At 32.4% G+C, this 25,901-nt stretch carries 14 protein-coding genes and 1 tRNA gene; 6 read left to right on the top strand and 9 right to left on the bottom strand.

Annotated elements, in window-relative coordinates; genetic code table 11:
- Nucleotides 1–501 precede the first annotated feature (501 nt).
- Nucleotides 502–2,484 (top strand): tetratricopeptide repeat protein, encoded by a 1,983-nt coding sequence (locus O5639_RS04835; protein WP_269625343.1) that lies wholly within the window; start codon nt 502–504, stop codon nt 2,482–2,484.
- A 197-nt stretch (nt 2,485–2,681) separates the two neighbouring features.
- Here the strand turns inward: O5639_RS04835 and O5639_RS04830 are convergent, their stop codons facing one another.
- Complete coding sequence (locus O5639_RS04830) at nt 2,682–3,947, bottom strand: hypothetical protein (RefSeq protein WP_269625342.1); 1,266 nt, start codon at nt 3,945–3,947, stop codon at nt 2,682–2,684.
- Between the two features lie 302 nt (nt 3,948–4,249).
- On the opposite strand from O5639_RS04830, the gene O5639_RS04825 reads away from it, so the two are divergent.
- On the top strand, nt 4,250–5,242 hold the full coding sequence (locus tag O5639_RS04825; protein ID WP_269625341.1) for a hypothetical protein: 993 nt from the start codon (nt 4,250–4,252) through the stop codon (nt 5,240–5,242).
- Here O5639_RS04825 and O5639_RS04820 read toward each other — a convergent pair.
- From O5639_RS04820 to O5639_RS04800, 5 genes are all read right to left on the bottom strand, one after another.
- Nucleotides 5,212–6,111, bottom strand: coding sequence for a tetratricopeptide repeat protein (locus tag O5639_RS04820; RefSeq protein ID WP_269625340.1), 900 nt, complete (start codon nt 6,109–6,111; stop codon nt 5,212–5,214). The two genes, O5639_RS04825 and O5639_RS04820, sit on opposite strands and share 31 nt — an antisense overlap.
- A 298-nt stretch (nt 6,112–6,409) precedes the next feature.
- Nucleotides 6,410–8,887, bottom strand: coding sequence for a tetratricopeptide repeat protein (locus O5639_RS04815; protein WP_269625339.1), 2,478 nt, complete (start codon nt 8,885–8,887; stop codon nt 6,410–6,412).
- 694 nt (nt 8,888–9,581) lie between these two features.
- Nucleotides 9,582–12,596 (bottom strand): tetratricopeptide repeat protein, encoded by a 3,015-nt coding sequence (locus O5639_RS04810; protein WP_420063669.1) that lies wholly within the window; start codon nt 12,594–12,596, stop codon nt 9,582–9,584.
- A 304-nt stretch (nt 12,597–12,900) separates the two neighbouring features.
- Nucleotides 12,901–14,622 (bottom strand): tetratricopeptide repeat protein, encoded by a 1,722-nt coding sequence (locus O5639_RS04805; RefSeq protein ID WP_269625338.1) that lies wholly within the window; start codon nt 14,620–14,622, stop codon nt 12,901–12,903.
- Between the two features lie 356 nt (nt 14,623–14,978).
- Nucleotides 14,979–17,033, bottom strand: coding sequence for a tetratricopeptide repeat protein (locus tag O5639_RS04800; RefSeq protein WP_269625337.1), 2,055 nt, complete (start codon nt 17,031–17,033; stop codon nt 14,979–14,981).
- A gap of 848 nt (nt 17,034–17,881) precedes the next feature.
- Here O5639_RS04800 and O5639_RS04795 point away from each other — a divergent pair.
- The 3 genes from O5639_RS04795 to O5639_RS04785 are packed head-to-tail and all read left to right on the top strand — an operon-like array spanning nt 17,882 to nt 20,898.
- Nucleotides 17,882–19,498, top strand: coding sequence for an aldolase catalytic domain-containing protein (locus O5639_RS04795; RefSeq protein WP_269625336.1), 1,617 nt, complete (start codon nt 17,882–17,884; stop codon nt 19,496–19,498).
- Nucleotides 19,499–19,501: 3 nt separating this feature from the next.
- Complete coding sequence (locus O5639_RS04790) at nt 19,502–20,236, top strand: 3-deoxy-manno-octulosonate cytidylyltransferase (RefSeq protein WP_269625335.1); 735 nt, start codon at nt 19,502–19,504, stop codon at nt 20,234–20,236.
- On the top strand, nt 20,236–20,898 hold the full coding sequence (locus O5639_RS04785; RefSeq protein WP_269625334.1) for an HAD family hydrolase: 663 nt from the start codon (nt 20,236–20,238) through the stop codon (nt 20,896–20,898). The genes O5639_RS04790 and O5639_RS04785 overlap by 1 nt, the downstream gene beginning before the upstream one ends.
- Here the strand turns inward: O5639_RS04785 and O5639_RS04780 are convergent.
- Nucleotides 20,895–22,682 carry a tetratricopeptide repeat protein gene (locus O5639_RS04780; protein ID WP_269625333.1) on the bottom strand — a complete coding sequence of 596 codons (1,788 nt, stop codon included), beginning with the start codon at nt 22,680–22,682 and terminating at the stop codon, nt 20,895–20,897. The genes O5639_RS04785 and O5639_RS04780 overlap by 4 nt on opposite strands.
- An 838-nt stretch (nt 22,683–23,520) precedes the next feature.
- On the opposite strand from O5639_RS04780, the gene O5639_RS04775 reads away from it, so the two are divergent.
- Nucleotides 23,521–23,593 (top strand) — tRNA-Ala (locus O5639_RS04775).
- A gap of 214 nt (nt 23,594–23,807) precedes the next feature.
- Here O5639_RS04775 and O5639_RS04770 read toward each other — a convergent pair.
- Both O5639_RS04770 and O5639_RS04765 read right to left on the bottom strand, forming a co-directional pair.
- The gene (locus tag O5639_RS04770) at nt 23,808–23,969 is read right to left on the bottom strand and encodes a hypothetical protein (RefSeq protein WP_269625332.1); all 162 of its coding nucleotides are present in this window, start codon (nt 23,967–23,969) and stop codon (nt 23,808–23,810) included.
- Between the two features lie 100 nt (nt 23,970–24,069).
- On the bottom strand, nt 24,070–25,818 hold the full coding sequence (locus O5639_RS04765) for a carbamoyltransferase C-terminal domain-containing protein (protein ID WP_269625331.1): 1,749 nt from the start codon (nt 25,816–25,818) through the stop codon (nt 24,070–24,072).
- Nucleotides 25,819–25,901: the final 83 nt, after the last annotated feature.

The following is a 25,901-nucleotide window of genomic DNA, read 5'->3' as shown; positions in this document are numbered from 1 at the left end:
CTCTAGCAGCAAAACTCTGACCTATCTTTTAGATCCTTCTTGCTTTTGATCTGTTTTTCTCTCGGTCACATTTATTTGCTTTAATAAATCAACTCATACTAATGATTATATCTTGCATTAGGGTTTTAAATTTACTAAGAGAAAATATTTTTATTCTCAATGTTTTGATTTTTTAAGATTGCTACGATCCGTCTTATGAATCTGTGATTTAGATCCCAAGAGAGCAATAATCAACCCTTACAACTCTTTTGTATGAAGCAGGAAGAAAATTGCTGACAGATACAACTTGTCTTAACCACCGTTAGAAGGAGCCCGATAGCTTAAATGCTGCAAGTTCCGCGTCTAAAAATCTATTATCTAAAAATTGACTATTAGCTTTTTTAAATTAAGAAAAGATAAAATATAACAAATTTTTTCGGCAAATAATTTGTTGATAGACAAAAACATGTTTATAGGTAATTATCATGTAATGATTAAGAATATATTTTCTGAAGGCATAAAATGGAAGGATTTAAGGGAAAAGAGAAATTGAATAGAAAGAAAAATAAATCAAATAAATTTGCTGCTTCAATTTCTTTAAATGGAATCAATGAAAAGGATTCTATCTCTACTAATTTCGAAAGTAACAAATCTAAAGAGCAAATTATTAATCAAGCAATAAATTATCATCAAAAAGGTAATATTAAAGAAGCTAAGAAATATTATCAACTTTGTCTAGATCAAGGGTATCAAGACGAAAGAGTATTTACTAATTATGGAGTGATAAAACAGCAAGAAGGCGATTTTGATAAAGCGATAGATCTTTATCAAAAATCAATTTATTTATCTCCTGATAATGCAAATACATATCTTAATCTTTCGAATTTATGGAAAACTATTGGAAAATTAGAAAAAGCAGAAGAATCAATGCGCAAAGTTATAGATATTATGCCTAATTATGCTGAGGCTAATTTAAGTCTAGGAAATATATTGAAATCCCTTGGCAAATTAGAAGAAGCAGAAATATTAATGCGCAAAGCTATAGATATTAAACCAAATTTTGCTGAAGCATATTTTAATCTGGGAAATATATTAAAAGATATTGATAAATTAGATCAGGCAGAAATGGTAATGCGTCAAGCTATTGAGATTAAACCTAATTTTGTTGAAGCTTATCTCAATCTTGGGAATATATTGCAAGCTCGTGATCAGTTTGAAAATGCACTCATAGCTACTAAAAGAGCAATTGAGATTAATCCAAATTATGCTGAAGCTCTCTCTAATCTAGGAACTATATATTTAGTTTTAGAAAAATATAAGCAGGCCGAAGAATCCACTCGAAAGGCTATAGAAATTAAACCAGATTTAATACAGTCGCATTCAACACTGGGAACATTATTGAGATATCTAGGTAAAACTGATGAAGCAGAAGCTTCACTTAGAGAGGCATTAAGATTGAATCCCGATCAACCTGAAGCCTTGAATAGTTTAAGTTTCACCCTTATTGATCGGGGTGAATACGATTTAGCTATAAAATATTTTAACCAGTGTTCTGACTTCCTTAGAGGTGTTAACAATAAAGAACCTTCTCATTTGAGATTTAGAAGAATTAGTAAAGCAAAGATAGATCATGATATTGAGCAATTTCAATATCTCGTTTCTCAAGGGATACAGGCAAAAATGTTTAATGATCTTATTAAATTATATGTGGATTTTGCCTCAAAAGTTAATTGGACTAATGATACAAAATTAATAATTTTAAATGATAAATATCATAATCTAATAAAAAAAAGCTACAATCATATTATATATAAAGTAGATTCACCAAGATTAAAATCATCAGCAGTTAGTCATTCATTAAATGTTAAAGAAATTACTCAAAAATATTTCGAGCATGATTTTGGACTGACGTATATTGATAATTTCTTAAGTCCATTAGCATTAGAAGGTATTCGTAAATTCTTACTTGGAAGTACAATTTGGTTTGATATTAAAGAAGGCGGATATATTGGCGCATATCTCATGGAAGGTTTGGCTAGTCCATTGATTATTCAAATAGCAGAGGAACTAAGAACAAAATTCCCTAAAATATTCAAGGAACATAGATTAGAGCAGGCTTGGGCTTATAAGTATGATAGCCGTGCAAAAAATGCACACTCTAAACAACATGGTATTAATGTTCATGCAGATTTCGCAGCAGTTAATGTCAACTTCTGGATTACCAATAGGGAGGCTAATTTAAACTCTAGTTCTGGTGGTTTGATCGTCTATGACGTTGAAGCGCCAAAAGAATGGGATTTTAAAACTTATAATAATGATGAAATGAGAATCAAAGAAGAATTAAAGAAAAGCAAAGGAAATACAAAAGTTATTCCATATAAAGAGAATAGAGCTGTTTTATTTAATTCTAATTTGTTTCATGAAACGGATAATTATGAATTTAAAGAGGGGTATGAGAATAGAAGAATTAATGTCACGATGTTATTTGGAAGGAGAAACAGTTAATATACTAGTAATAAAAATATTATATTTGGTAAGGTTTTGGTTTTACAAATCTAGAATTGATCTGAACCCATAAATCTATTTGGATTTTTTCTTAAAATATTGATCCATTTTATAAGTTTGTTTTTTATGTTATCGGAGATATGTTAATATTGTGGTTTGATTTATTAGATTTGTAAATTTCGTGTAATTAGATGATATCAAAACATTCCAGAAAATATATCTTTTAATTCATATAAGTGATTGGCTAATCCATTACCAGTTTTAGGATTACCAATATAGTGAGAGTCTCCAATATTCAAATATTCAATATCACCTGAAATATATCTATCTTTCCTCAAGCATAAAAATGGCTGCCATAGAAATAATGGCTCTATATAACAGAGCCTATCTTTACCTAACTTAGTTAAGATCCATTCGAATATTATTGATAATCTTCTTGATGCTTTTTCTCTGAACAAATTATTATCCCATGCTTGATCTAATCTAATTGGAAAATCAATCAGATCATCAATTCCTAGAAATTCATCTTGAAAAAGAGATAAAAATAATAAAGAATGATTTAAATCATCTCTCATCACACCATTCCAATAATAAACACCATAATCATTATTTAATATATTTGAAAAATATATAAACTCATCCTTAAGATTTGGTGGTAAATAATTTATTTTAAGAAAAGGCACTTGTAATGGGTATCCATTGTAAAATGGTTTGATTATATTTCCAAAGTCAACTATTTCGAATTGATTCAAAATATTTGAAGAGCATTCTATTTGACCAAAATTATTTTTATTCTTTGGTGATATTATATTCAAACTTTTTTTCCCAATTATCTTTGATTGATTGTATTGCATAAATCGTCCACCAGATGCATCTAGAAGAATCTCTGGTTTTGGAATTTTGTTATTCATCTGACAAATACTAATCTCTTGCTTATTTATTGCTCTTAATAAAGCATATTCCAAATTTCTTATATCAATTCCTATACAATTATACAAACCAATTCTTTTTATAAGTGATACATCTTCAAGATTTAAAATAGGTTCTAATAAATCTAATTTTACATAAGTTAGCCACCTTCTGGAGAAAGGTTTAATCTTATTAGATTTCAAATCAACTCTCGTTTCATAAATAGTAATTTCTTTTTTAGGGTAAGCCTTTTTGAGCCATAAACTAGCAGCCATCCCTACAGGTCCGCATCCAATTATTGCTATTTGAGAGTGATTTACTGACTCTAGGCATAAACTAGTAGCTTTATTCTTATTTTCTAGCTCTAATAATTCAAGATTTAAATCTTTAGGTTCGGACTGATATTGATAGGATTTTTTTCGTCTTTTATTGTCAATAGTAGAAAAATATTTACTATCAAAATTTATAGAATAATTCCAACCATCGTAGGGAATAGTAATATTGTTACTTCTTTCTATGAAATTATTCTTCCAAGGATGATCAAATTTTTTCAATATTTAAAAATGATACTTTTTATATAATTTAAATTAACATTAGTCGTTTTTATTAGCAAGTATTTATTACCAGTAGTCAAGGTTAAGATCGGACCTCGCTAACATTCTTTTATTGTATAAAAAATGATTAAGAAATTCCTTCGCATTCTTTCTAAAGTGATTTTTAGGCTGTTCAGGACATGTAAATATGAATTATTTGTGATTTCAGCCTCTTGACAACTTCAGAAAGGAATAAAATCAAGAATTAATTTATAAAATTTTCTTGTAGTGGTATTTTATGTATTATGCATATTCTTTTCTAAATGGATGAGAAATGGGATCTCTTGCTGTATGAGTTTTGTAAGCTTGGCGGTATTGCTGAAAATGTATGTTTAAGGGAAGGGGAAATCGGTAGAGGTATTTTCTCTACTAATACAAATATTAAATCTAAAATTGTTGTCCCTTCTCAACTTTTGGTTAAAACTGAATGTATTTGTTTAGAAGATAATAAAATAAGATTAAAGAAAGATATTGGATATAGCGCAGAATATAGAAAATTTTTTAATTATTATCAAGATAATTTTTCTTGGGGAGGTGGAGGTAAAGAAACTACTGAATTATTTGAAAAAGGATTAAATATGTTCCCTTCTGAGATAAAGAAGTTAATTAAAAAATATACTTTATATGATATAGAAGAAAGACATAGGGGAAGCTGGAATGAAATTATTAAAAGACAATTCTTGAATTTTAGAAAAATTGGCTTTAACCATACTGCATCAATAGCCCCTCTTTTTGAGCTAGTAAATCATGAAGTAAATGCTTTGCCTTTCGTTAGAACAATTAATGGACTTAGTACTCCAAATTATAATCCTAGAGAATTTGAATTGACTCATAATTATGGATATCAAAGTTCATTAACAAGGGTTTTTGATTTTGGTTTTTTTTGTGAGGAGTCAATGGTATTTTCTTTACCGTTTAATATAAAATTGAAAGATACAGGAATTGAATTTATTTGTAAAGGATTGGAGTTGATAAACGATAAAGTTAAATTTCAAGCTACTGATAATCAAGTGATTATTGATGGTCTTCCAATTGCACATATTAATAGACCTTCATTTATAAAAAATTATTTTTCACATTTACTAGATATTATAAATATTAAAACTATTGAGCCAGATCTATTCTTAGATATAGTTAAGTTAAATTCTTCGAGACGTAAGGAAATACTTGATCAATTAAAATTAATTGATAACGTTTCTTCTCGAACGATTTGTAGAGCAATTAATTATGAAATAGGTTTAATTTCACATGTATGATCTAATCCATATAAACCTTTAATTGACCAAGGCCTAATCTCTAAGGTTTTTTCTGAGCAATCTATCGCCTCTTTACTTCTACCAAGTCGCCTAAATATCTCAGCCAAAGTGGTATAAGCATCCGCCAGGTTAGGTTTGAGTTCAATCGCTTTTCTAATTGATATTTCAGCTTCTTTGAATTTCCCAAACTCAGTCAATATATTTCCAAGATTGTAATGTGCCTCTGCCATATCTGGTTTTAACTCAATTGCTTTTCGAGTGGACATTTCAGCTTCTTTAAATCTGCCTAGATCGCACAATATATTGCCAAGATTGTAATGCGCCTCGGCGAAGTTTGGTTTAAGTTCAATCGCATTTTGAATTGATATTTGAGCTTCTTTTGAGTTTCCAAGTTGACTCAATATATTGCCAAGATTAAAATGAGCGTTTACTAAATCAGGTTTTAATCCAATTGCTTTACGCTGAGATATTTCAGCTTCTTTGAATTTCCCAAGCTCACTCAATATGTTTCCCAGATTTGAGTGAGCATTCGCAAAATCAGGTTTTAGTTCTATTGCTTTGCGGATTGATATTTCAGCTTCTTTGAACTTCCCAAGACTTTTTAAGATTGATGCATAGTTAGAAAAAACGTTATGGTCCTTAAAACCTTGATTAATAAAATCTTGATAGTATTTCGCTGCTTCTGAAATATTACCTTTTGAATGATACTTAAATGCTTGATCAATCAATTCTTTTTCTGAAGGTTTAATTGAACTATTGGTAGAGATAGAGATATCCTTTTTAACTTCAACTAAAGAAAACGGAACTGAAAATAGCTTCACTTCAGATACGTCGATATTGATTTTTTCTTCCTTACTCGCTTTTTCCACGCTTTCGTTAAGGCAATAATTAATTATATTATCATTGCTAAATCTATTTAAAGATATGGGATGACGGATAAAACCTTTAATTAAAAATATGATATAAGTAATATTAAAGAATATCTGAAATAATGCAATATTGAGAAAATTATTTTTTCATATGCATCTGATCTTTGTTTCACATTTTGGACATAAAGATAGCAATGATGTGCTCATATTATGACTATGACATAATAAGGTATTGTGTTATTTAGAAATAAATCTAATAACTACTCTAAAATAGTAAATAATTTAGTACAAATTCTAATTAAGGATTATTAGTTTTACAAGCTCTTTCCTGGCACGTTTGACAGATAGATGGAAGGGGGGCATCCCCCAGCATGCTGGCACGCAATTTTTGTGCCGCCTCACTCTGGATAACAGTTTCTATCGACGAGTCTCGAACATTGCCTACCTTTAATTGACCATCATGATCAAGAGAGCATAATGTTACGTCCCCATTCCACAGAACGCCAACTTCCTTGAACGGATTCGAACAGTATGTTTCCTTTGTTGCTTTAAACTCCAAGTCATCATTTGCTCTTGTATTGGCAAATGTATGAGCTCGTCTGAACTCCAATTGAATCCCTCTCTGCAAGGAGTAAAAGGTAGACTGATGTTGATTTCCTCGTACCAGATCATTGTCATTATGATCCTTGCGCTTAAATTGAGCCATTCCCAGCTGATGCTCAACTTCAGCGACAAAATCATTCCATTCTTTCAGGATAGCGCTAGCCTCTTTTGAGGTTTTTATCAAACTTACATTTGATGACGTATTCTGTGTCACCATCACCCGGATTACGATATTATTTTTAATTGCACTACCTGTCGATAAACGTTTCATGTATTCACGAACTAATGAACGTAGATTATTGATATATTGATCCCAAGAAATACCAACTTTACCTCGAAGATAATATGTCTCTTTTGTGGGAGTCATATGACTTGCACATAGGGAACCATAGAGCTCGTCTAATATTTTACTAACATTTTTAGTGCTAAGTGTGCTGATATTAGTTGTTAAATTAGTTTTAACTTTTTTGGATGATCCAAACCTTAAAATCTTAATTAAGTCAGGATGTAAGGTTGGCTCACCCATTAAATGGAGATGAACATATTCAGCAAATTTTTTTTCAGCATTCTCTTCATAGAGTTGTTTGACAAGTTCTAATTCCATAGAGCCAAGATGGCGCTTTTGAGAGTCCGATGGGCAAAATGTACAGTGGAAATTACACCTATTGGTTATTTCGAAAAATATACCAGTAGTAGCGGGAGCAAGTGCAACGTCTCCTACTGGTCGGATACCAGTACGGTTAGTAAAAGCTTGCTGTTCCATTGCAACAGATTCTTCGAATTTGCCTAGGTCTTCAAACAAGATTGCTAAGTTGCCTTGGGCTTCGGCATAGTCAGGCTTAAACGCTATTGCTTGGTTATAGCTTGCTTCAGCTTCTTCCAATCTGCCCAATTCTTGTAGCATGTTCGCCAAGTTGAAGTGGGCGGTAGCAAAGTCAGGCTTCAATGCTATTGCTTGTCTATAGCTTGCTTCAGCTTCTTCCAGGTTACCCAGGTTTTTTAGCGTGTTCGCTAAGTTGAAGTGGGCGGTAGCATAGTCAGGCTTTAACGCTATTGATTGCTTATAGCTTGATTTAGCTTTTTCCCATTTGCCCAGTTCTTGTAGCGTGTTCGCCAAGTTGAAGTGGGCGGTAGCAAAGTCAGGCTTCAATGCTATTGCTTGTCTATAGCTTGCTTCAGCTTCTTCGAATCTCCCCAATTCTTTTAGCGTATTTCCTAAGTTGCCTTGGGCGTCGACAAAGTTAGGGTTTAACGCTAATGCATGCTTAAAGGTTATTTCAGCTTCTTCCAATCTGCCTAACTCTTTTAAAGTGACACCCAAATTGCTTATGGCTACGGGGAAGTCAGGCTTCAATGCTATTGCTTGTCTATAGCTTGCTTCAGCTTCTTCCCATCTTCCCAGCTCTTGTAACGTGACACCCAAGTTGCTGTGTGCATCGGCATCTTTTGGCGCCAATTCAGCAGATTTTTGCGTAGGAACTAATGACTCAATAATTCTCCCAGTCTGTTTAAGTAAAGCGCCTAGTACTTTCCACGAAAATGGATGATTGGGAAATCGCTCGACAAGGGATATCGCCAACTTTTCTGCTTTATCAAATTGTCCATTTTGATAGAACAGTAATAGTTGCTTTAAATCTGTATCTGTTGGTTTAAGCTGATTTTTTAAAGAATTTAATTTCTCTTCAGCGACGCCTTCTTTCTTTGCTTGTTCAATAACTTGCTTTGCGACTTCATCCTGATTCTCTTTGATAAGTGTATCGATATAGCTAAGCCAAAACTGTTCTATTTTGGGATTAGCTTCTAATGCAATTTTGAACAATGGTAATGCTGCATCAGATTTATTCTCGGAGACTGCCAACACGCCAAGATTATGATTGGCACGAGGGTTAAAGGGCTGAGATTGCAAGATAGCCCGATAAATTCTCTCCGCTTCTTGAAGTTTGCCTTCTTTATGTGCTGCAACTCCTTTCTGCAGCGCTTGTTCAATTATTTCTTCTTTAGAAAGTTTAGAAAAAGTATTCGTCGTAATAGTAATATTTTCTTTTATTCCCTCTAAAGCAAATGGAACTGGGAATATTTTCCCTTCAGATCCTTCTTGTTTTTGATCTGATTTTCTCTCAGTCACATTTATTTGCATTAAAAAGAAACTATTAATAAGGATTATATCTTTCATTTGGATTTTAACTTTACTAAGAGCAAATATTTTTATTCTCAATGTTTTGTTTTTTTAATGATGGTTGCGATCCGTCCTATGAATCTGTGATTTAGATCCCAAGAAAAGAGGAATCAGTCCTTACAGCTTTTTTGGATGAGGCAGTAAGAAAATTGCTGACAACTACAAGTTGTCGCTAACCAACGTTAGGAGGGGCTCGATGATCTAAAAAAAGTAATGGACTTGATCGTTCAGGACTTGAAAAAGATCAATATTGAGCAGCCGCAAATGGTGGCAAAGCTACTCGTAAATTTTGAAAAGACTATGCAAAAGGACTACTGAATAACTAATTAAGTGGCGTTGCTGCCTGCGTAAGACAAATAATTTCACTGACTGAATTTGCTGCTGATAGTATAAAAAAAAATTGAGTAAAAAAATCTACTAATCTTAGCGGAATTAAGTCAAAAACTAATATTCTCATCTAGTTAGTAAAGGATTAGTTTAATTAAATAATGACCAAGAGAAAATACACATATCTTTTGGTGCTATATTTTTATGATCAAAAGTACTTTCTATAAGTATATATTCTTTCTGCAATTTTTCATTTTCAAAATATATCGATGTGAATGATTCCATTCTTATCAGCGTTACTTATTCTGTCAATTTTTAAGTATCAAATTAACTAATTTAACACTATGATTTGTGCAGGCTAAAATTATTTTTGAAGCAGATTTAAATAAATATTTTCAAGATCTTTAGTATATAATTTTGCATTAAAAAGTGAGGATTTGTTTTTTAGTCTTTGTAGTTTAGATTTTAATTTGAAAAGCTCATTATGATTACTAGCTAGCCTTAAGGCTGTTTCTTCATAATGATTTTCATCATATGTAATTAGTTCTGGCAAGCCTATAGAAGTTAATAGACTAGATGAAACTCTTGCTGCAAAGTGTTCCCCTGATTTAGTTAAGGTTGGCAACCCTGCACATAACGCATCAGAAGTTGTTTTATGACCATTAAAGTTAAAAGTATCAAGTCCGAGATCTCCAAGAGAAAGTCTTGCTAAATGCAAATCAAATGGAACTTTAGTTGCGAAGATTAATCGTTTTGGATCTACACTTCTTTTCTCTGCTTCTCTATACAAATTATCAATTGCAAATTTATTTGGCTTTTTCAACCAAAGTACACTTCCTTTTATTCCTTTTAGTAATCTCATCCAAATATCAAACTCTTTTTTTGTAATTTTGATATTATTATTAAAGCAGGTGAATATAAATCCTTTCTCAGGCAGCTTGAAATCTTTTCGAGAAATGGATTCATCTTCTTTTTTTATTTTATCATCGTTGCATAGCCAACAATTGGGCATTCTTAGTATCTTCTCTGAATAGAATTTTTCATCATCATCTGGAATTATTATCTTATCTGCGATAAGGTAATCAACAACATCAGATCCAAGAGAAGCAGGATGCCCCAAATAGTTTATTTGAATAGGAGCGACTCTTGAAGAAAATATAGAAAATCTATTATGTTTGGTATACCCCATCAGATCTATAGCAATATCAATTTGATCCTCCCTTGCCAAAGATACAGCTTCGATATTATTTAACTTGCTTATGTCTCTAAATATGCATCCAGACTTTCTTGCCCTTTCAGTATATTCATCTTCTTTTGGAACAAAAGAGTATAAATATATCTTAAACCTAGATTTATCATGTAGCTCAAGAATAGGAGCAATTAGTTGCATTACAGGATGAGTACGAAAATCAGCAGAGAAATAACCAATATGAATTATATTTTTTTGCGAAGATTTAATATGTTTGGTTGGTCGAGGATACTTTTCTTTAAAAAATTTTTTTGATCTTTCTAGATGATTTAAAGGATTATCTTCGAAATAAAGTAAAGCATACGGTGATACAGAAGATCCTTCAATGCCTAGATTCTTTATCCAATTAGTTTGTATATCTTGATCACTCCAATCACAAATAATGCCTTTGGTTTCGATTAGACTGGCTTTCGCCATTGATAATTTATTGTTCAATTTCAGCGCTTCTTTGAAGTGAGTTATAGCATTATCAAAATTGCTAAGATCTTTCAATATAAGTCCAAGATTGTAATATGCCTCTGCAAAATCCGGTTTAAGTTGAATAGCTTTGAGTGTTGATAATTCTGCTTCATTTAATTTACCAAGATCTAGTAATACTGATCCCAGGTTGGAAAATGCCTCCGCAAAATCCGGTTTAAGTTGAATCGCTTCTCGTTGTAATTTAACTGCTTCATTTGATTTACCTAGATCTCTTAATACATTTCCCAGATTGGAATACGCCTCTGCGAAATCAGGTTTGATTTCAATTGCTTTGCGAGTGAGTTGTTCTGCATCTTGTAAATAGCCAAGATCTTTCAATATGCTTCCTAGATTTAAATAAGCATTAGCGAAATCAGGTTTGATTTCAATTGCTTTGCGGTATGACAATTCTGCATCTTTTAAATAGCCAAGATCTCTCAATACATTTCCCAGATTGTAATGCGCCTCTGCGAAATCAGTTTTAATTTCAATTGCTTTGCGGTATGACAATTCTGCATCTTGTAAATTGCCAAGATCTTTCGAGATGCTTCCTAGATTTAAATAAGCATTGGCGAAATCAGGTTTGATTTCAATTGCTTTGCGAGTGAATTGTTCTGCATCTTTTAAATTGCCAAGATCTCTTAATACATTTCCCAGATTGGAATGCGCTTCTGCGTAATCAGGTTTGATTTCAATTGCCTTGCGAGTGAATTGTTCTGCATCTTTTAAATTGCCAAGATCTCTCAATACATTTCCGAGATTGGAATGCGCCTCTGCGAAATCAGTTTTAATTTCAATTGCTTTGCGGTATGACAATTCTGCATCTTTTAAATTGCCAAGATCTTTCGAGATGCTTCCTAGATTTAAATAAGCATTGGCGAAATCAGGTTTGATTTCAATTGCTTTGCGAGTGAATTGTTCTGCACCTTGTAAATTGCCAAGATCTCTTAATACATTTCCCAGATTGGAATAAGCTTCTGCGTAATCAGGTTTGATTTCAATCGCTTTGCGTTGTGATAATTCTGCATCTTGTAAATTGCCAAGATCTCTTAATACATTTCCCAGATTGGAATGCGCTTCTGCGTAATCAGGTTTGATTTCAATTGCTTTGCGTTGTGACAATTCTGCATCTTGTAAATTGCCAAGGTCTCTCAATACATTTCCCAGATTGTAATGTGCCTCTGCGAAATCAGTTTTTAGTTCAATTGCTTTGCGTTGTGACAATTCTGCATCTTCTAAATTACCAAGATCTCTCAATACATTTCCCAGATTGGAATACGCCTCTGCGAAATCAGGTTTGAGTTCAATTGCTTTGCGGTATGACAATTCTGCTTCTTGTAAATTGCCAGCATCATTCAATATGACTCCATAATTAGAAAAAACTCTGTAATCTTTGAATCCTTGTTGAATAAAGTATTGATAATTTTTTGATGCTTCTGAAATATTTCCTTGTGAATGAAATTCAAATGCCTGTTTAATGATTTGTTCTTTGGATGGTTTAGATGGACTGGCGGGTGTAGTAGTGGTAATAGAAATATTGTCTTTAATTGGTTCTAAAGTAAATGGAACTGGGAATGTTTTTCCTTTAGATCCTTCTTGCTTCTGAGCTGCTTTTCTCTCGGTCACATTTTTTTTTAATAAACAAGTATTAATTAAGATTATATCTTGCACTGAAGCTTTATCTTTGAAAGGATCAATATTGATCGTCCGCAGATGGTTGCAAAACCACACGTGAATCTTGAACAAGGTAAGCAAAAAGGATCTATGAATAATCAATCAAGTGGCGTTGCTGCTTGTTCATGGCAACTCATTTAACTAGTTGGATTAGTTGCTGAACCCTCTTGCAACAATCTAAAATTGATACATCTATATATAGAAATGTGTAAGCTTTTTATTTTAACTTTTTTAATTTACAAATTATCTTATTTCAATTGTTTTTAAATGATTTGCAAATTAGCTTTAATATCAAATTAAATCATTCAACTAATACATACCAATCATCCACTCTCGATATATTTGTAAATTTTCTTTCATAACCTTTTTTTGTTAAAAGATAATAGATTTTTTCCCGCATAGGAGTGAAATTATGTTCACAAGTAATCACTTTAAATCTATATCTTTCAAAATCAAAAGCTTTTAAAATTTCATATTCACTACCTTCTGTATCAATAGATAAATAATCTATATTCTTTGGGGCCTTATTTATATCTAATAAATCTAATAATGATATTGTTTTAACTATATATCTTTTTGTCTCCTCAATGTATTCTTTCTTAGTGTTATAAAAACTTTCTATTGAACCCATTTGTTTAAAAGTTGAAGGTTCATTAAAGAAGATATCCTCTCCTGAAGATCTCCATACACATTTAGTTTCTATTTTTACAGATCGATTCTTTTTCAATTCCTTATGCCAGAATGTCGCAGGTTCAGCTAATATTCCATTCCAATTAAAGAATTTTTCTAATAGATAAGAATTAGAACCAATAAAACCGTCACATGATCCAAATTCTACAAAAAATCCTTTTTCTTTAAAGTTTAATTCACTGAGAGCAAATAAGTCTTGTCTGAATTGTGATTGAGAGTGGCGAAAGTTTCTTAAACAAGTTGCTTTAAATTTCAAATTAATGTTATTGAGGAAATCTATATCAATACCTTTTTTATTTTCTAAAGCTGCATCTTCCGATTTGCCTAAATCTTCCAGAATATTTCCTAAATTGAAATGTGCCTGAGCAAAATCAGGATTAAGTTCAATTGCTCTACGTGTTGATATTTCTGCGTCTTGTAATTTGCCAAGATCTGCAAATATCTTTCCTAGACTGCAATGGGCTTCTGCGAAATTAGGATTCAGTTTAATCGCTTTTCTTATTGATGATTTTGCATCGATTAATTTATCCATATTAATCAATATATTACCTAAACTGGAATACGCTTCTGCGAAATTAGGTTTGATTTTAATTGCTTTGCGCATATATACTTCTGCTTCGTCTGATTTGTCCATAGCAATCAATATATTACCTAAATTGCAATGGGCTTCTGCGAAATCAGGACCCAATTCAATTGCTTTACGAGCAGACAATTCTGCATCTTCTAATCTTCCGAGATCTTTTAATATAATTCCTAAGTTTAAATGCGCTTCAGCGTAATTAGGAAGGATTTGAATAGCTTTACGAGTTGATAATTCTGCTTCTTTTAAATTGCCGAGATCTTTTAAAATGCTTCCTAGATTATAATAAGCTTCTGCGAAATTCGGGTCGATTTGAATCGCTTTACGAGTTGATAATTCTGCTTCTTTTAAATTGCCGAGATCTTTTAAAATGATTCCTAGATTATAATAGGCTTCTGCGAAATTTGGGTTGATTTCAATTGCTTCTCGTTGTAATTTTTCTGCCTCTTCTGATTTCCCATTATCATTCAATATGACTCCATAATTAGAAAAAACTCTGTAATCTTTGAATCCTTGCTGAATAAAATATTGATAATATTTTGATGCTTCTGAAATATTTCCTTGTGAATGAAATTCAAATGCCTGTTTAATGATTTGTTCTTTGGATGGTTTAGATGGACTTGAGGGTGTATTAGTGGTAATAGAAATATTGTCTTTAATTGCTTCTAAAGCAAATGGAACTGGGAATGTTTTTCCTTTAGATCCTTCTTGCTTTTGATCTGTTCTTCTCTTGATCACATTTATTTTTCTCATGAACAAGTATTAATTAAGATTATATCTTGTACAGAAGCTTTATCTTTGAAAAGATCAATATTGAGCCTCCGCAGATGGTTGCAAAACCACACGTGAATCTTGAACAAAGGCATGCAAAAAGGATCTATGAATAATCAATCAAGTGGCGTTGCTGCTTGTGCAAGACAACTCATTTAACTGGTTGGATTAGTTGCTGAATCTTCGTATTACAAACGGGTGAGAAAAATTCTAGCAATCCAATTTACTATCAGTTTAAAGCTATGACTAGTTGAACTAATCTATTCTTAAGGAATCAGAGAAGTTCCTTGAAAGCCATTGATTTAGTATGTCTGAGAGTTGTAGCTTCTTTATTGAATTTACGTGTTTTCACGTTTGATAGGTCTTTCTTGGCACGTTTGACAGATAGATGGAAGGGGATATTCCCCAAGCATGCTAGCACGTAGTTTTTGGGATGCCTCACTCTGTATCACGTTTTCTATAGACGAGTCATTAACATTACCTACTTTCAGTTGACCATCATGGTCAAGACAGCATAGTGTTACGTCTCCGTTCCATAGTACCCCAACATCAGTGAAGGGATGAGGGCAGTATGAAACTTGCCGTGTCTTTTTCAAGTTAAAGTCATCACTGACCCTTGTATTGGCAAATGTAAATGCTCTCCAGAAGGTCAGCTTAATCCCTTTTTGCAAAGAGTAAGAGGTAGATGAATACTTATTCCCTCGTACTAAATCATTGTCATTATGATCTTTGCGCGCAAAAGGAGCCATACCTAACTCATTTTCAACTTCAGCAACAAAATCATTCCATTCTTTTAGGATATCACCAGCCTCTTTTGAAGATCCAATAATACTCACATTTGAGGCCGTATTCTGGGTAACCATCACTCGTATATCGATATTATTTTTGGTTGCATTTCCTTTTGCTAGCCGTTTAATGTATTCACGAACTAACAACCGAAGATTACCGATATAGCGCTCCCATGAGATAGCAACAGAACCTCGAACATGAAATGTATCTTCCGTTGGACTCATATGACTGGCAGTTATTGTGCCATATAAGGCATCTAATATCTTCGAAACATTTGTAGCCCCAAGGGTACTGATATTCGTTGTTAGATTAGTTTTTACTTTTTTGATTGATCCAAATTTTAAAATTTCAATCAATTCAGGGTGTAAGGTTGGCTCACCCATTAAATGAAGATGAACATATTCAGCAAATTTTTTATCAGCATTTTCTTCATAGAGTTGTTTGACAAGCTCTAATTTCATAGAGCCAAGCCGGCGCTTTTGAGAGTCCGATGGGCAAAATGTACAATGGAAATTACACTTATTAGTTAATTCAATAAAAACAGTAGTAGTAGCTGGAGCAAGTGATTCATTGCCAACTGGACGGATCCCAGTACGGTTGGCAAAAGCTTTTTGGTTATTAGAAATAGCTTCTTCAAATCTACCCAGTTCTTTTAGCGTGTTACCCAGGTTGCTGTGGGCATCGGCAAAGTCAGGCTTCAACGCTATCGCTTTCTTATAGCTTGCTTCAGCTTCTTCCAATCTCCCTAGTTCTATTAGGGTGGCGCCCAAGTTGCTGTGGGCTTCTGCAAAGTCAGGCTTCAACGCTATCGCTTGTTTATAGCTTGCTTCAGCTTCTTCGAATTTACGCAGTTCTTGTAGTGTGACGCCCAAGTTGCTGTGGGCTTCTGCAAAGTCTGGCTTCAATGTTATAGCTTGTTTATAGCTTGTTTCAGCTTCTTCAAATTTACCCAGTTCTTGTAGCGTGATACCCAAGTTGCTGTGGGCTTCTGCATAGCCAGGCTTCAACGTTATTGCTTGTTTATAGATTGCTTCAGCTTCTTCAAATTTACCCAGTTCTTTTAGAGTGATACCCAGGTTGAAGTGGGCTTCTGCATAGCTAGGATTCAACGCTATTGCGTGTTTATAGCTTGCTTCGGCTTCTTCAAGTCTACCCAGTTCTTTTAGAGTGATACCCAAGTTGCTGTGGGCTTCTGCATCTTGTGGCGCTAGCTCCACAGACTTTTGAATCGGAACTAATGACTCAATAATTCTGCCAGTCTGTTTGAGTAAAGCCCCAAGCACTTTCCAAGAAAAGGGATGTTTGGGAAACCTTTCGGAAAGGGAAATAGCCAATTTCTCGGCTTCATCAAATTGTCTTTTTTGATATCCCAGCAATAGTTTATTTAAATCTTCATCTGTTGGTTTCAGCTGCGTTTTTAGCGTATTTAATCTCTGTGTCTTTACGCCCTGATTATTTGCTTGTTCAATTATTTGCTCTTGATAGGATTTATTGGCTGTGTTGCTGTTAATAGTAAAATTTTCTTCTATTTCCCCTAAAGTAAATGGAACTGGGAATGTCATCATTTCCGAGTTTTTTTTCTTTTTGATTTGTTCCTCTTTCATTTTCCTCTTTTTTTTTTCGAGGATCTACTAATTATGATTATAACTTGTGCCAATATTTATTTTTTGCATTTTATTTATCATGCGTAATCAATAAAAATACCATGATCAATCCAACCAAACATCTGCAAAAAACGAATGTCGGTATATGTCCGCCTGTTTTTTTGATTGCCAGCGATGAGAATAAATGTAAGTACCGTTTCAAACCAGTTGAATTTTGAGAGATGCTTGGTCGCTATGACTGTGCAAACACAAACAATAAATCAACTAATGGTTAGAGCAGGAAAGTCGTAGACGACGATAGTTATAAGTGTCACGACTAAAGATGCTCTCAGAAAAATATTTATTTCTGGAAGGTCGAGGCTCATACATCTATATATTCCTTAAGCTTTTTTTACCCTAGTTTTTCAAAAGGCTTTTGGGAGGTTTCTTTGAAAGACAAATAACTTTTGTTCCAGCCTTTTCCATATCTCTTAGAACATCCGCATGTTTTCGTTGGTGGTTTTCATCAATTTAGTATGCGCTAAATTTTAGTTTTATAAACCTAGAACTGATACCTTCCTCTGAAGGTATGTGGATGCTTCTCTTCAAATCTTACCCAGTTGTATAAGTTAGTTTATGTTTGATCCTCTGAGAAATAGTTAGAGTAAACGGACTGAATTAAGCCAATTTTGAACTTAATTCTAATGTTTATTGTGCATAAAAAATCTTCTCTTAGACTATAGCTTTTTGGTTTGTATGGCAATATTTAGACACTTTAAATATTTAAGAAGATGAATCATCTCTTTATAGTTTTCTCATTATTAGATAGAATATAAATTATTGTTCTGAATGTTGTTTATTACCTTTTTATGAAGAGTAATATTGTAAATATCGACTGTACATTGAGAGATGGGGGTTATTATAACTATTGGAATTTTTCTTATGAGTTCGTAAAAAATTATCTACTTGCTTTAAGTGTTGCTAAAATTAATTATGTAGAGCTTGGATTTCGATTACTAAAAAACAAGGGCTTTAAGGGTGCATATGCATTTTGTAATGATGACTTTTTAAATAATCTTGATATTCCAGCTGGAATTAATGTCGCAATTATGATTAATGCTGATGATTTAATTTCAGCTAATCAGTTAAATAGTGAAATACTTAAAATGTTAGTTCCTTTAGATAAAAAAAATTCTAAAGTAGATTTATTAAGGATTGCATGTACATTTGATGATTTTGAAATCATAGCTCCTGCTTTTAAAATATTAAAACAGAAAGGTTATAAAACAGCTGTAAATATTATGCAAGTTTCTAAAATAAGAGAAAATCAATTTAAGAAAATTGCAATAATAGCTAATGAAAATGAGATTGATATAATTTATTTAGCTGATAGCTTTGGTGCCTTAAATCCCGATGATATTGTAGATATTGTAAGATTTTTAAAAAAGTTTTGGGATGGTCAAATTGGATTTCATGCTCATGATAATAAAGGCTTTGCTTTGATAAATACTTTAAAAGCAATTGAAAATGGAATCGTTTGGGTTGACAGTACTATTAATGGGATGGGTAGAGGCGCTGGTAATACTAAGACGGAGGAATTAGTATTATGCTTGGAAAGATATAAGAAAGATAAAACAAATTTGATTCCTCTTTTGAAAATGATAAATAATGATTTTAAAAAACTCAAAGAAAAATATCTATGGGGAACTAATTCCTATTATTTCATGGCGGCTGACTGCTCTATTCATCCAACTTATATTCAAACTATTTTATCAGATGATAGATTTAAAGAAGAGGATATTTTGTCTGTAATTAATTATTTAGAATGCGAAGATTCTACAAAATTTATTTCTGATCAATTAGAAAGCTCGAAAAATTTCTATCATGGAAAACCTATTGGAACATTTTCTCCAATTACAATATTAAATAATAAAGAAGTTTTAATTATTGGATCTAGTAAGAATTTAGAGCTTCATAGAAAAGCCCTTGAAGATTTTATTAGAAAACAAAAACCTGTTGTTATTGCATTGAACGCTTGTTCTCAAATTGATGAAAGTTTGATTGATTATCGTATCGCATGCAATCCAATGAGATTAATGGCTGATTTAGATATATATTTAGGCTTAACTCAGCCATTGATCACTCCGTTATCAATGCTTCCAAAATCTTTGTCTCGCAAACTTAGACGGAAAAACGTATTGGACTATGGAATTGGCATTTCAAAGGATGGATTTGAATTTAATAAGAGCTATGGAATAATACCTAATCAATTGGTATTTGCATACGTTCTTTCATTTATTGCTAGTGGTAAAGCTAAAAAGGCTTTTCTTTCTGGATTTGAAGGTTATGGTTTGGGAGATATTCGAAATTCAGAAATTAATGAATTGATTGATAAATTTAAACAGAGAGCAAATAACTTACGACTGATAGCTATTACTCCTAGTCAATATTCTGGATTAGAAAAAATAAGTATATATGGAATATAGATAATGAGATCTTGCGTTATCATTCCAGCCAGGTATAAATCCTCAAGATTACCCGGAAAGCCTTTAATAGACCTTCTTGGTAAGCCCATGATTATTTGGGTCGCAGAAATCGCCTCAAGAGCAGTAGGTGTTTCAAATGTATTTATCGCGACTGATGACGATAGGATTGCTAATGCAGTAAACCAAAAAGGATATAAATATATAATGACTTCAAGTTCATCCCTTACCGGAACTGATAGGGTTGCAGAGGCAAGTCTTGGATTGAACTACGATATTTTTGTTAATGTTCAAGGCGATGAGCCGCTTGTTAGCCCTAAAGATATTTTGAGATGTATTGATCGTAAAATAAAATATAAAGGTCATATTATTAATTCATATAATCTTATATATGAAGATCAAGACCCTAGTAGTATAAATATTCCTAAAGTAGTAATTAATAATGCTGAAGATTTAATTTATATATCAAGATCCTTGGTCCCTGGATTTAAAGATATAAAATATAAAATAAATTCATATTTTAAGCAAATTTGCATTTATGGCTATAATAAGAAAGAGTTATTGAACTTCCTGCGATTTGGAGGTAAAAGCGAGATAGAAAAATCAGAAGATATTGAGATTTTAAGATTTTTTGAATTAGGCCATCCTGTTAAAATGTTTAAAGCTCATAATAATAGTTTATCCGTGGATGTAGTGGAAGATATAGAGAAAGTAGAAAGAGAGTTAAGATTAAGAAATTAATGCTAAAACTTCAAGAATACAAGTCAATTGTTTTTGATTGTGATGGAGTAATTCTTAACTCAAATAAGATTAAAACTAGAGCTTTTCGAATTGCATCTTTTCCGTTTGGTTACGAGGCATCAACCTCTTTAGAAGATTATCACTTGAGAAATGGAGGTATTTCTAGATATGCAAAATTTGATTATTTTCTTACAACTATTGTTCCTATTAACTCTAAAAAAAATAAGGAATTATATCTAAAAAATATGCTTAAGATATATTCTGAGGAAACCGAAAAGGGATTATTAGATTCAGAAATAACTTTTGGTCTCCATTCTTTACGCAATAAGACTAGGAATTCATCTTGGTCGATAGTTTCAGGTGGTGATCAGGATCAATTACATTCTGTTTTTGCAAAAAAGGAAATAATACATTTATTTAATGGAGGTATTTTTGGTAGCCCAGATACAAAAAATGAAATATTAAATAGAGAATTAGCAAGAGGAAATATTAAATTACCTGCTCTTTTTTTAGGGGATACTGAGTTAGATCATAAAGTTTCAGTCTCTCATGGCTTGGATTTTATTTTTGTAAGTGCCTGGACTGAGTTCAGATCTTATGAACAATATTGTATCGATAACTCTATTAGAATGATATCCAAAGTTTATGAACTTATAGATTAATTGAAATTTTCTATTTCATTCTTTATTTGGTTTAATTCTTTTCCCCATTCTCCTAATGAGGTCTGTCTATAAAAAGTTTGATTTGGGAGCCAATAACTTTTTCTATCATTATGACCATTGAACCATAGACAATTTTGCTTGAGTAATATTTTACTATCTATTCCAAGTCCACCTGCTAATGCAAATGTTGTATTTTCAATGGAAACGACCATATCACAAGCATTTACAAGAGAAGCAAGGTCGTCTAAATTATTAAAAATATCTACTTCTTTTAATTCAAAAATATTTATATTATATTTTATTTTTATAGTATTTATTTCCTCTTTTGTATCGCCATATTGTAGATTTAAAAAGCATATATTTGGTGAGTAAATTCCTAAAATCAATTTTTCCAGAGAAATCGATTGATTTCTTTTAGAATTTGATGACCTCCATGAAATACCGATAATTCTTTTATATTTTGAATTGTGTATAAGCTTATCCTTATAGATATTAGTTTTTATTTCATCAGCTTTCAGGTATTTTTTTTTCCCTTTTTTAAAACTTTCTTTGTCAGTTCTAAGATATTTAATAAGTGAACCCATTGCGATTTGATAATCATAATCTTCTTCTTCTAATATATTATCGTTATGTATATATATAATTCGTTTATCAAATGATCTTTTAAATAATGGAATTAACCTTTTATCAACTTTAACTTTTAGTTGATCGACTAACTTTATCAATTCAGGAATTAAAGAAGAAAATAAAATCTCATCTCCTATTCCTTGCTCTGCCCATAATAATACTCTTCCTCTCTTATTTAGATTCCATTCTGGTTTATTTGTTTCTAACCTATTTCCTATATTAAAGCTTAAATCTTTAACTTTCCATCTAGATTCATATCTAATTAACCCCTCTTTAAAATTATTTGATTTTAGAAGACATAAAGATAGATTGTATTTTGCATCCTCATATCTAGGATCAATTTTAATTGCTTTCATGTATGATAATTCTGCATCTTGTAATTTGCCAAGATCATAAAATGTGTTCCCTAAATTGTAATGTGCTTCTGCGAAATTAGGTTTGATTTCAATAGCTTTTCGTTGAGATATTTCTGCCTCCTTTAGTTTGCCAAGATCTTTTAATATGCTTCCTAGAATAGAATACGCTTCTGCGAAATTTGGTTTGAGTTCAATAGCTTTTCGTTGAGATATTTCTGCCTCCTTTAGTTTGCCAAGATCTTTCAATATGATTCCTAGATTAGAATGCGCCTCTGCGAAATTAGGTTTGATTTCAATAGCTTTTCGTTGAGATATTTCTGCCTCCTTTAGTTTGCCAAGATCTTTCAATATGATTCCTAGATTAGAATGCGCTTCTGAGAAGTTAGCTTTGATTTCAATTGCTTGACGAATGTATGATTCTGCTTCTTTTAAATTATCTAGATCTTTCAATATGATTCCTAGATTGTAATGCGCCTCTGCGTAATTAGGTTTAAGTTCAATAGCTTTGCGAGTTGATAATTCTGCTTCTTTTAATTTTCCTAGATCTTTTAATATGATTCCATAATTAGAAAAAACTCTGTAATCCTTGAAGCCCTGATTGATGAAATGTTGATAATATTCTGCTGCTTTTGAAATATTTCCTTGTAAATGACACTTAAATGCTCTATTGATTATTTCTTCTTTAGAAGGTTTAGAAGTACTAAGAGAAATATTCTTCTTAATTTCTTCTAAAGTAAATGGGACTGGGAATGTTTTTACTTCAAATCCTGCTTGCTTTTGATTTTTTTTTCCTTCGGTCAAATTATTTGTTTTGCAAAGGATCTATTAATGAAGATTATACCTTCTACTAAAGTTTGACTTTCAAAATGAATTGATCCTCTGCAACGCCATCAGTAGCCCATCTCCATGAAAAGGGGAAGTGATTAGTCCAGGCCCACTGAGAGTACAGACGTTTGCTGGTTACCCATCTCTTTTACCTAGGATAAAACTTCTTTCTCTCTGGGAATAGTTGGGTAACTTTATCAAGGCTAGTTATGTTAATAGGTTTTACGTCTTTACTTCCCACAGATTCGATACTTCTATGGAGCTGCAATTGTGCTCTAGCCAAAGCGTAATGCCCTCGCTGAGGTCTTTCTAAAACTCTTGGACATCTAGAAAAGCTTCAATTATGTTTTCCCAGTTAGTAACGCTTGGAGCGTTATTCTTTGCTAGAGGTTCAAGCTTAAACTTTGCAGCTTCTTTAAGAGATAGGTTTCTTTCATCAACAAGTCTTTATAGATTTGCAACTGCGGTGATAATCTTCCTTTAGTTTCGGTTGCTCCAGTCATAAGGGGAGGGAGACTACTGAGATAGGATGTTTCTTTCCAAGACCATCTTGGGAACGATAAGTCACTTGGGTTTTATTTCTTCCCCTTATTTCTCTGCTACTAACTGACCATCCATCTCCATTTTCGAGTTTGATGGTTTGGCGCATATTTTTGTGCCATTTTCACCGAGATCCTTTGTGGTTACTAGGCCTCTATGGCGCATATCATTGCGCATAACTGCTTATTTAACCACTATCAAGTGATATCCAGTAAGCCAGCTGATTTTCCTAAATCTTCCAAACTGCTTGATATTACTTCTGTTTCACACACTTGGGGCCATAGCTCAGTTGGTAGAGCACCTGCATGGCATGCAGGGGGTCAGCGGTTCGAGTCCGCTTGGCTCCATTAGGTTTTCACAGTAACAGCAATAGATTTCAGAGAATTTACGGTAGAGCGTGTATAATACGATATTTCCTGATATGGCTAGATATAGCTATTATGCGCTCATTTTCATCTCTGTAATACAATGAGGGAACAGTGGTGTCAACTATTAAGGAAGCAACTTAAATCTGAACATGGAAAAGCTTGGGGTTTGCGCGCAATGCGCGGAAAGGTTCAGCTAACCCTTCGCGTGGATGAAAATGCTGGGATGAATAACCCTAGAAATTTCATATATTTCGGCCACTTGGGACGTAACGTTTGTTGCGCTGTGACCTTTAGCAAGTAATTCAGCAGCCTTGGAAGTTCTTGCATCCATTTCTTGTTTATGAGCTCTTTTCAAATTTCACCTCCACGCAATGTAGATTTAATTCCCTCTGGAGCATGTGCAAATACAATGCCAACTAAAAAAAAAAGGAGGTATTAGTTCTCAATAATTGTTTTTATTTATTATGCTCAGCTTCAACAAGAAATGGACCGATTTGAAGGAAGTCCAACTTGCAATCAATAAACGCTTTTAATGCATCATCAGGACTACATACTATTGGCTCCTCATGAGGGTTAAAGGATGTATTAATTAAACTTGGAATTCCACTTAATTTATAATAATAAGTGAGAATAGAAAAAAGCCCTGGATTATTAGATTTATTTACTATTTGAGGTCTTGCGGTTCCATCTACGTGAACCACTGCAGGACTCTGATTCTTCATTTTTTCTGAACAATTTACAGTGATTGTCATAAATTGGTAAGTATTTATTTCTTTAGAATTATCTTCATAACATTCATAGAAAAACTCCTCCAAAGTAACAGGTGCGAATGGCATGAATTCAGTTCTTTTTAATTTTTTATTTAACCAATCATTTGCGGTAATGTCTGTAGTTTGAAAAAGAATTGATCGATTACCTAAAGCTCGAGGTCCATATTCTAAACGACCATTAAATCTTGCCACAATTTTACCATTATAAAGTTGAGTGGCTATTTCTTGATTTATATTAATTGGTTGATTATAGTTAACATTATATTTAGAAAGAGTCTCTGTTATTTTTAACTCTGAGTAATCAGGTCCTAAAAATGCATTCGATAATGGATTAATAGAATAGCTTTCTCTCTTTTCAGTATTATTAGCCATCATTAATGCTGCTCCAAGTCCTAATCCAGAATCAGTCATGGCTGGATGGATATGTATTTCTTTGACCGAATTCAGTTCGTAAATAGCCTGGTTAAGTTTTACATTAGCAAAAGCTCCTCCTGCTAAAACAAGTGATTTTTTGTTTTTTTCTTTCATATGAAAATCTATATAAGAAGTAATCTCATCTTCAAAATACTTTTGAACAGTTGCTGCTAAATCCTTTGTATCCCATGTACTTGAAACTCCTTCTATAGTTTTTCTTATTAGCTCAAAATTTTCATTTCTCATAACATGCGGATAAGGACCTAGTTTATTTAAATAATCTAAGGTTCCATACCATTTACCATTTTTTGTATATGTAATTTTTTTAAATGCTTCGATCAAGCTTTTGTCAGGTTTTCCTAAAGCTGCTAAACCTGTAATTTTACCTTCATGCCTTACAGGTTTGAAACCACATATTGAAGTAACTAATGTATATATAATGCATATTGAATATATATAATTAGTTGTTTCTTGTTGTTTTATCTTCCCATGCAAACCAGTACCTATTAATCCACATAAATCATCACCTTTACCATCTAGAGTAACAATTAAACAATCATCATAAGGTGATTTATAATAGGCAGAACTAGCATGTGCCAGATGGTGAGGAACATAATATAAGGGAATATTACTATCAATTCCAAGCGAAGAAAGTTTATCAATTATTGTATTTTTTCTATTACTTTGATAATGCAAAGGATACATTAAAACATCATATGGTGTAATTTTTTTTCCATATATATTATCGCAATTTAATCTTTCAATAAATCCATTTTGAATGCTTTTAAAATAGGAATTTGTAGCTCTTTTATGTAAAAGATTAGGATCTTCAAATGCAAAAGCTACAGCATCTATATTATTTCCAGAAACTTCCAAGCAATATTTAATTGAATTAATAGGAATCCCAGTATGGTTTTTAACTCTCGAAAATCTCTCTTCTTCGACGGCTGCAATGATATTCCCATTTGAAACTAATGCAGCATTAGCATTATGTCCATCATAAACCCCTAATATATTCATTAAACTAGAATTTTATGTTTTAATCAAATCTAAAAGCTGATTATTCAAAATTAATTAAATTAAATCATATGGAAAATATAGCT

The organism is Prochlorococcus marinus str. MIT 1214 (assembly GCF_027359355.1).
Classification (GTDB): Bacteria; Cyanobacteriota; Cyanobacteriia; order PCC-6307; family Cyanobiaceae; genus Prochlorococcus_B; species Prochlorococcus_B marinus_F.
The sequence above is the reverse complement of the archived record's forward strand: the minus strand, read 5'-3'. Positions and strand labels throughout refer to the sequence as shown.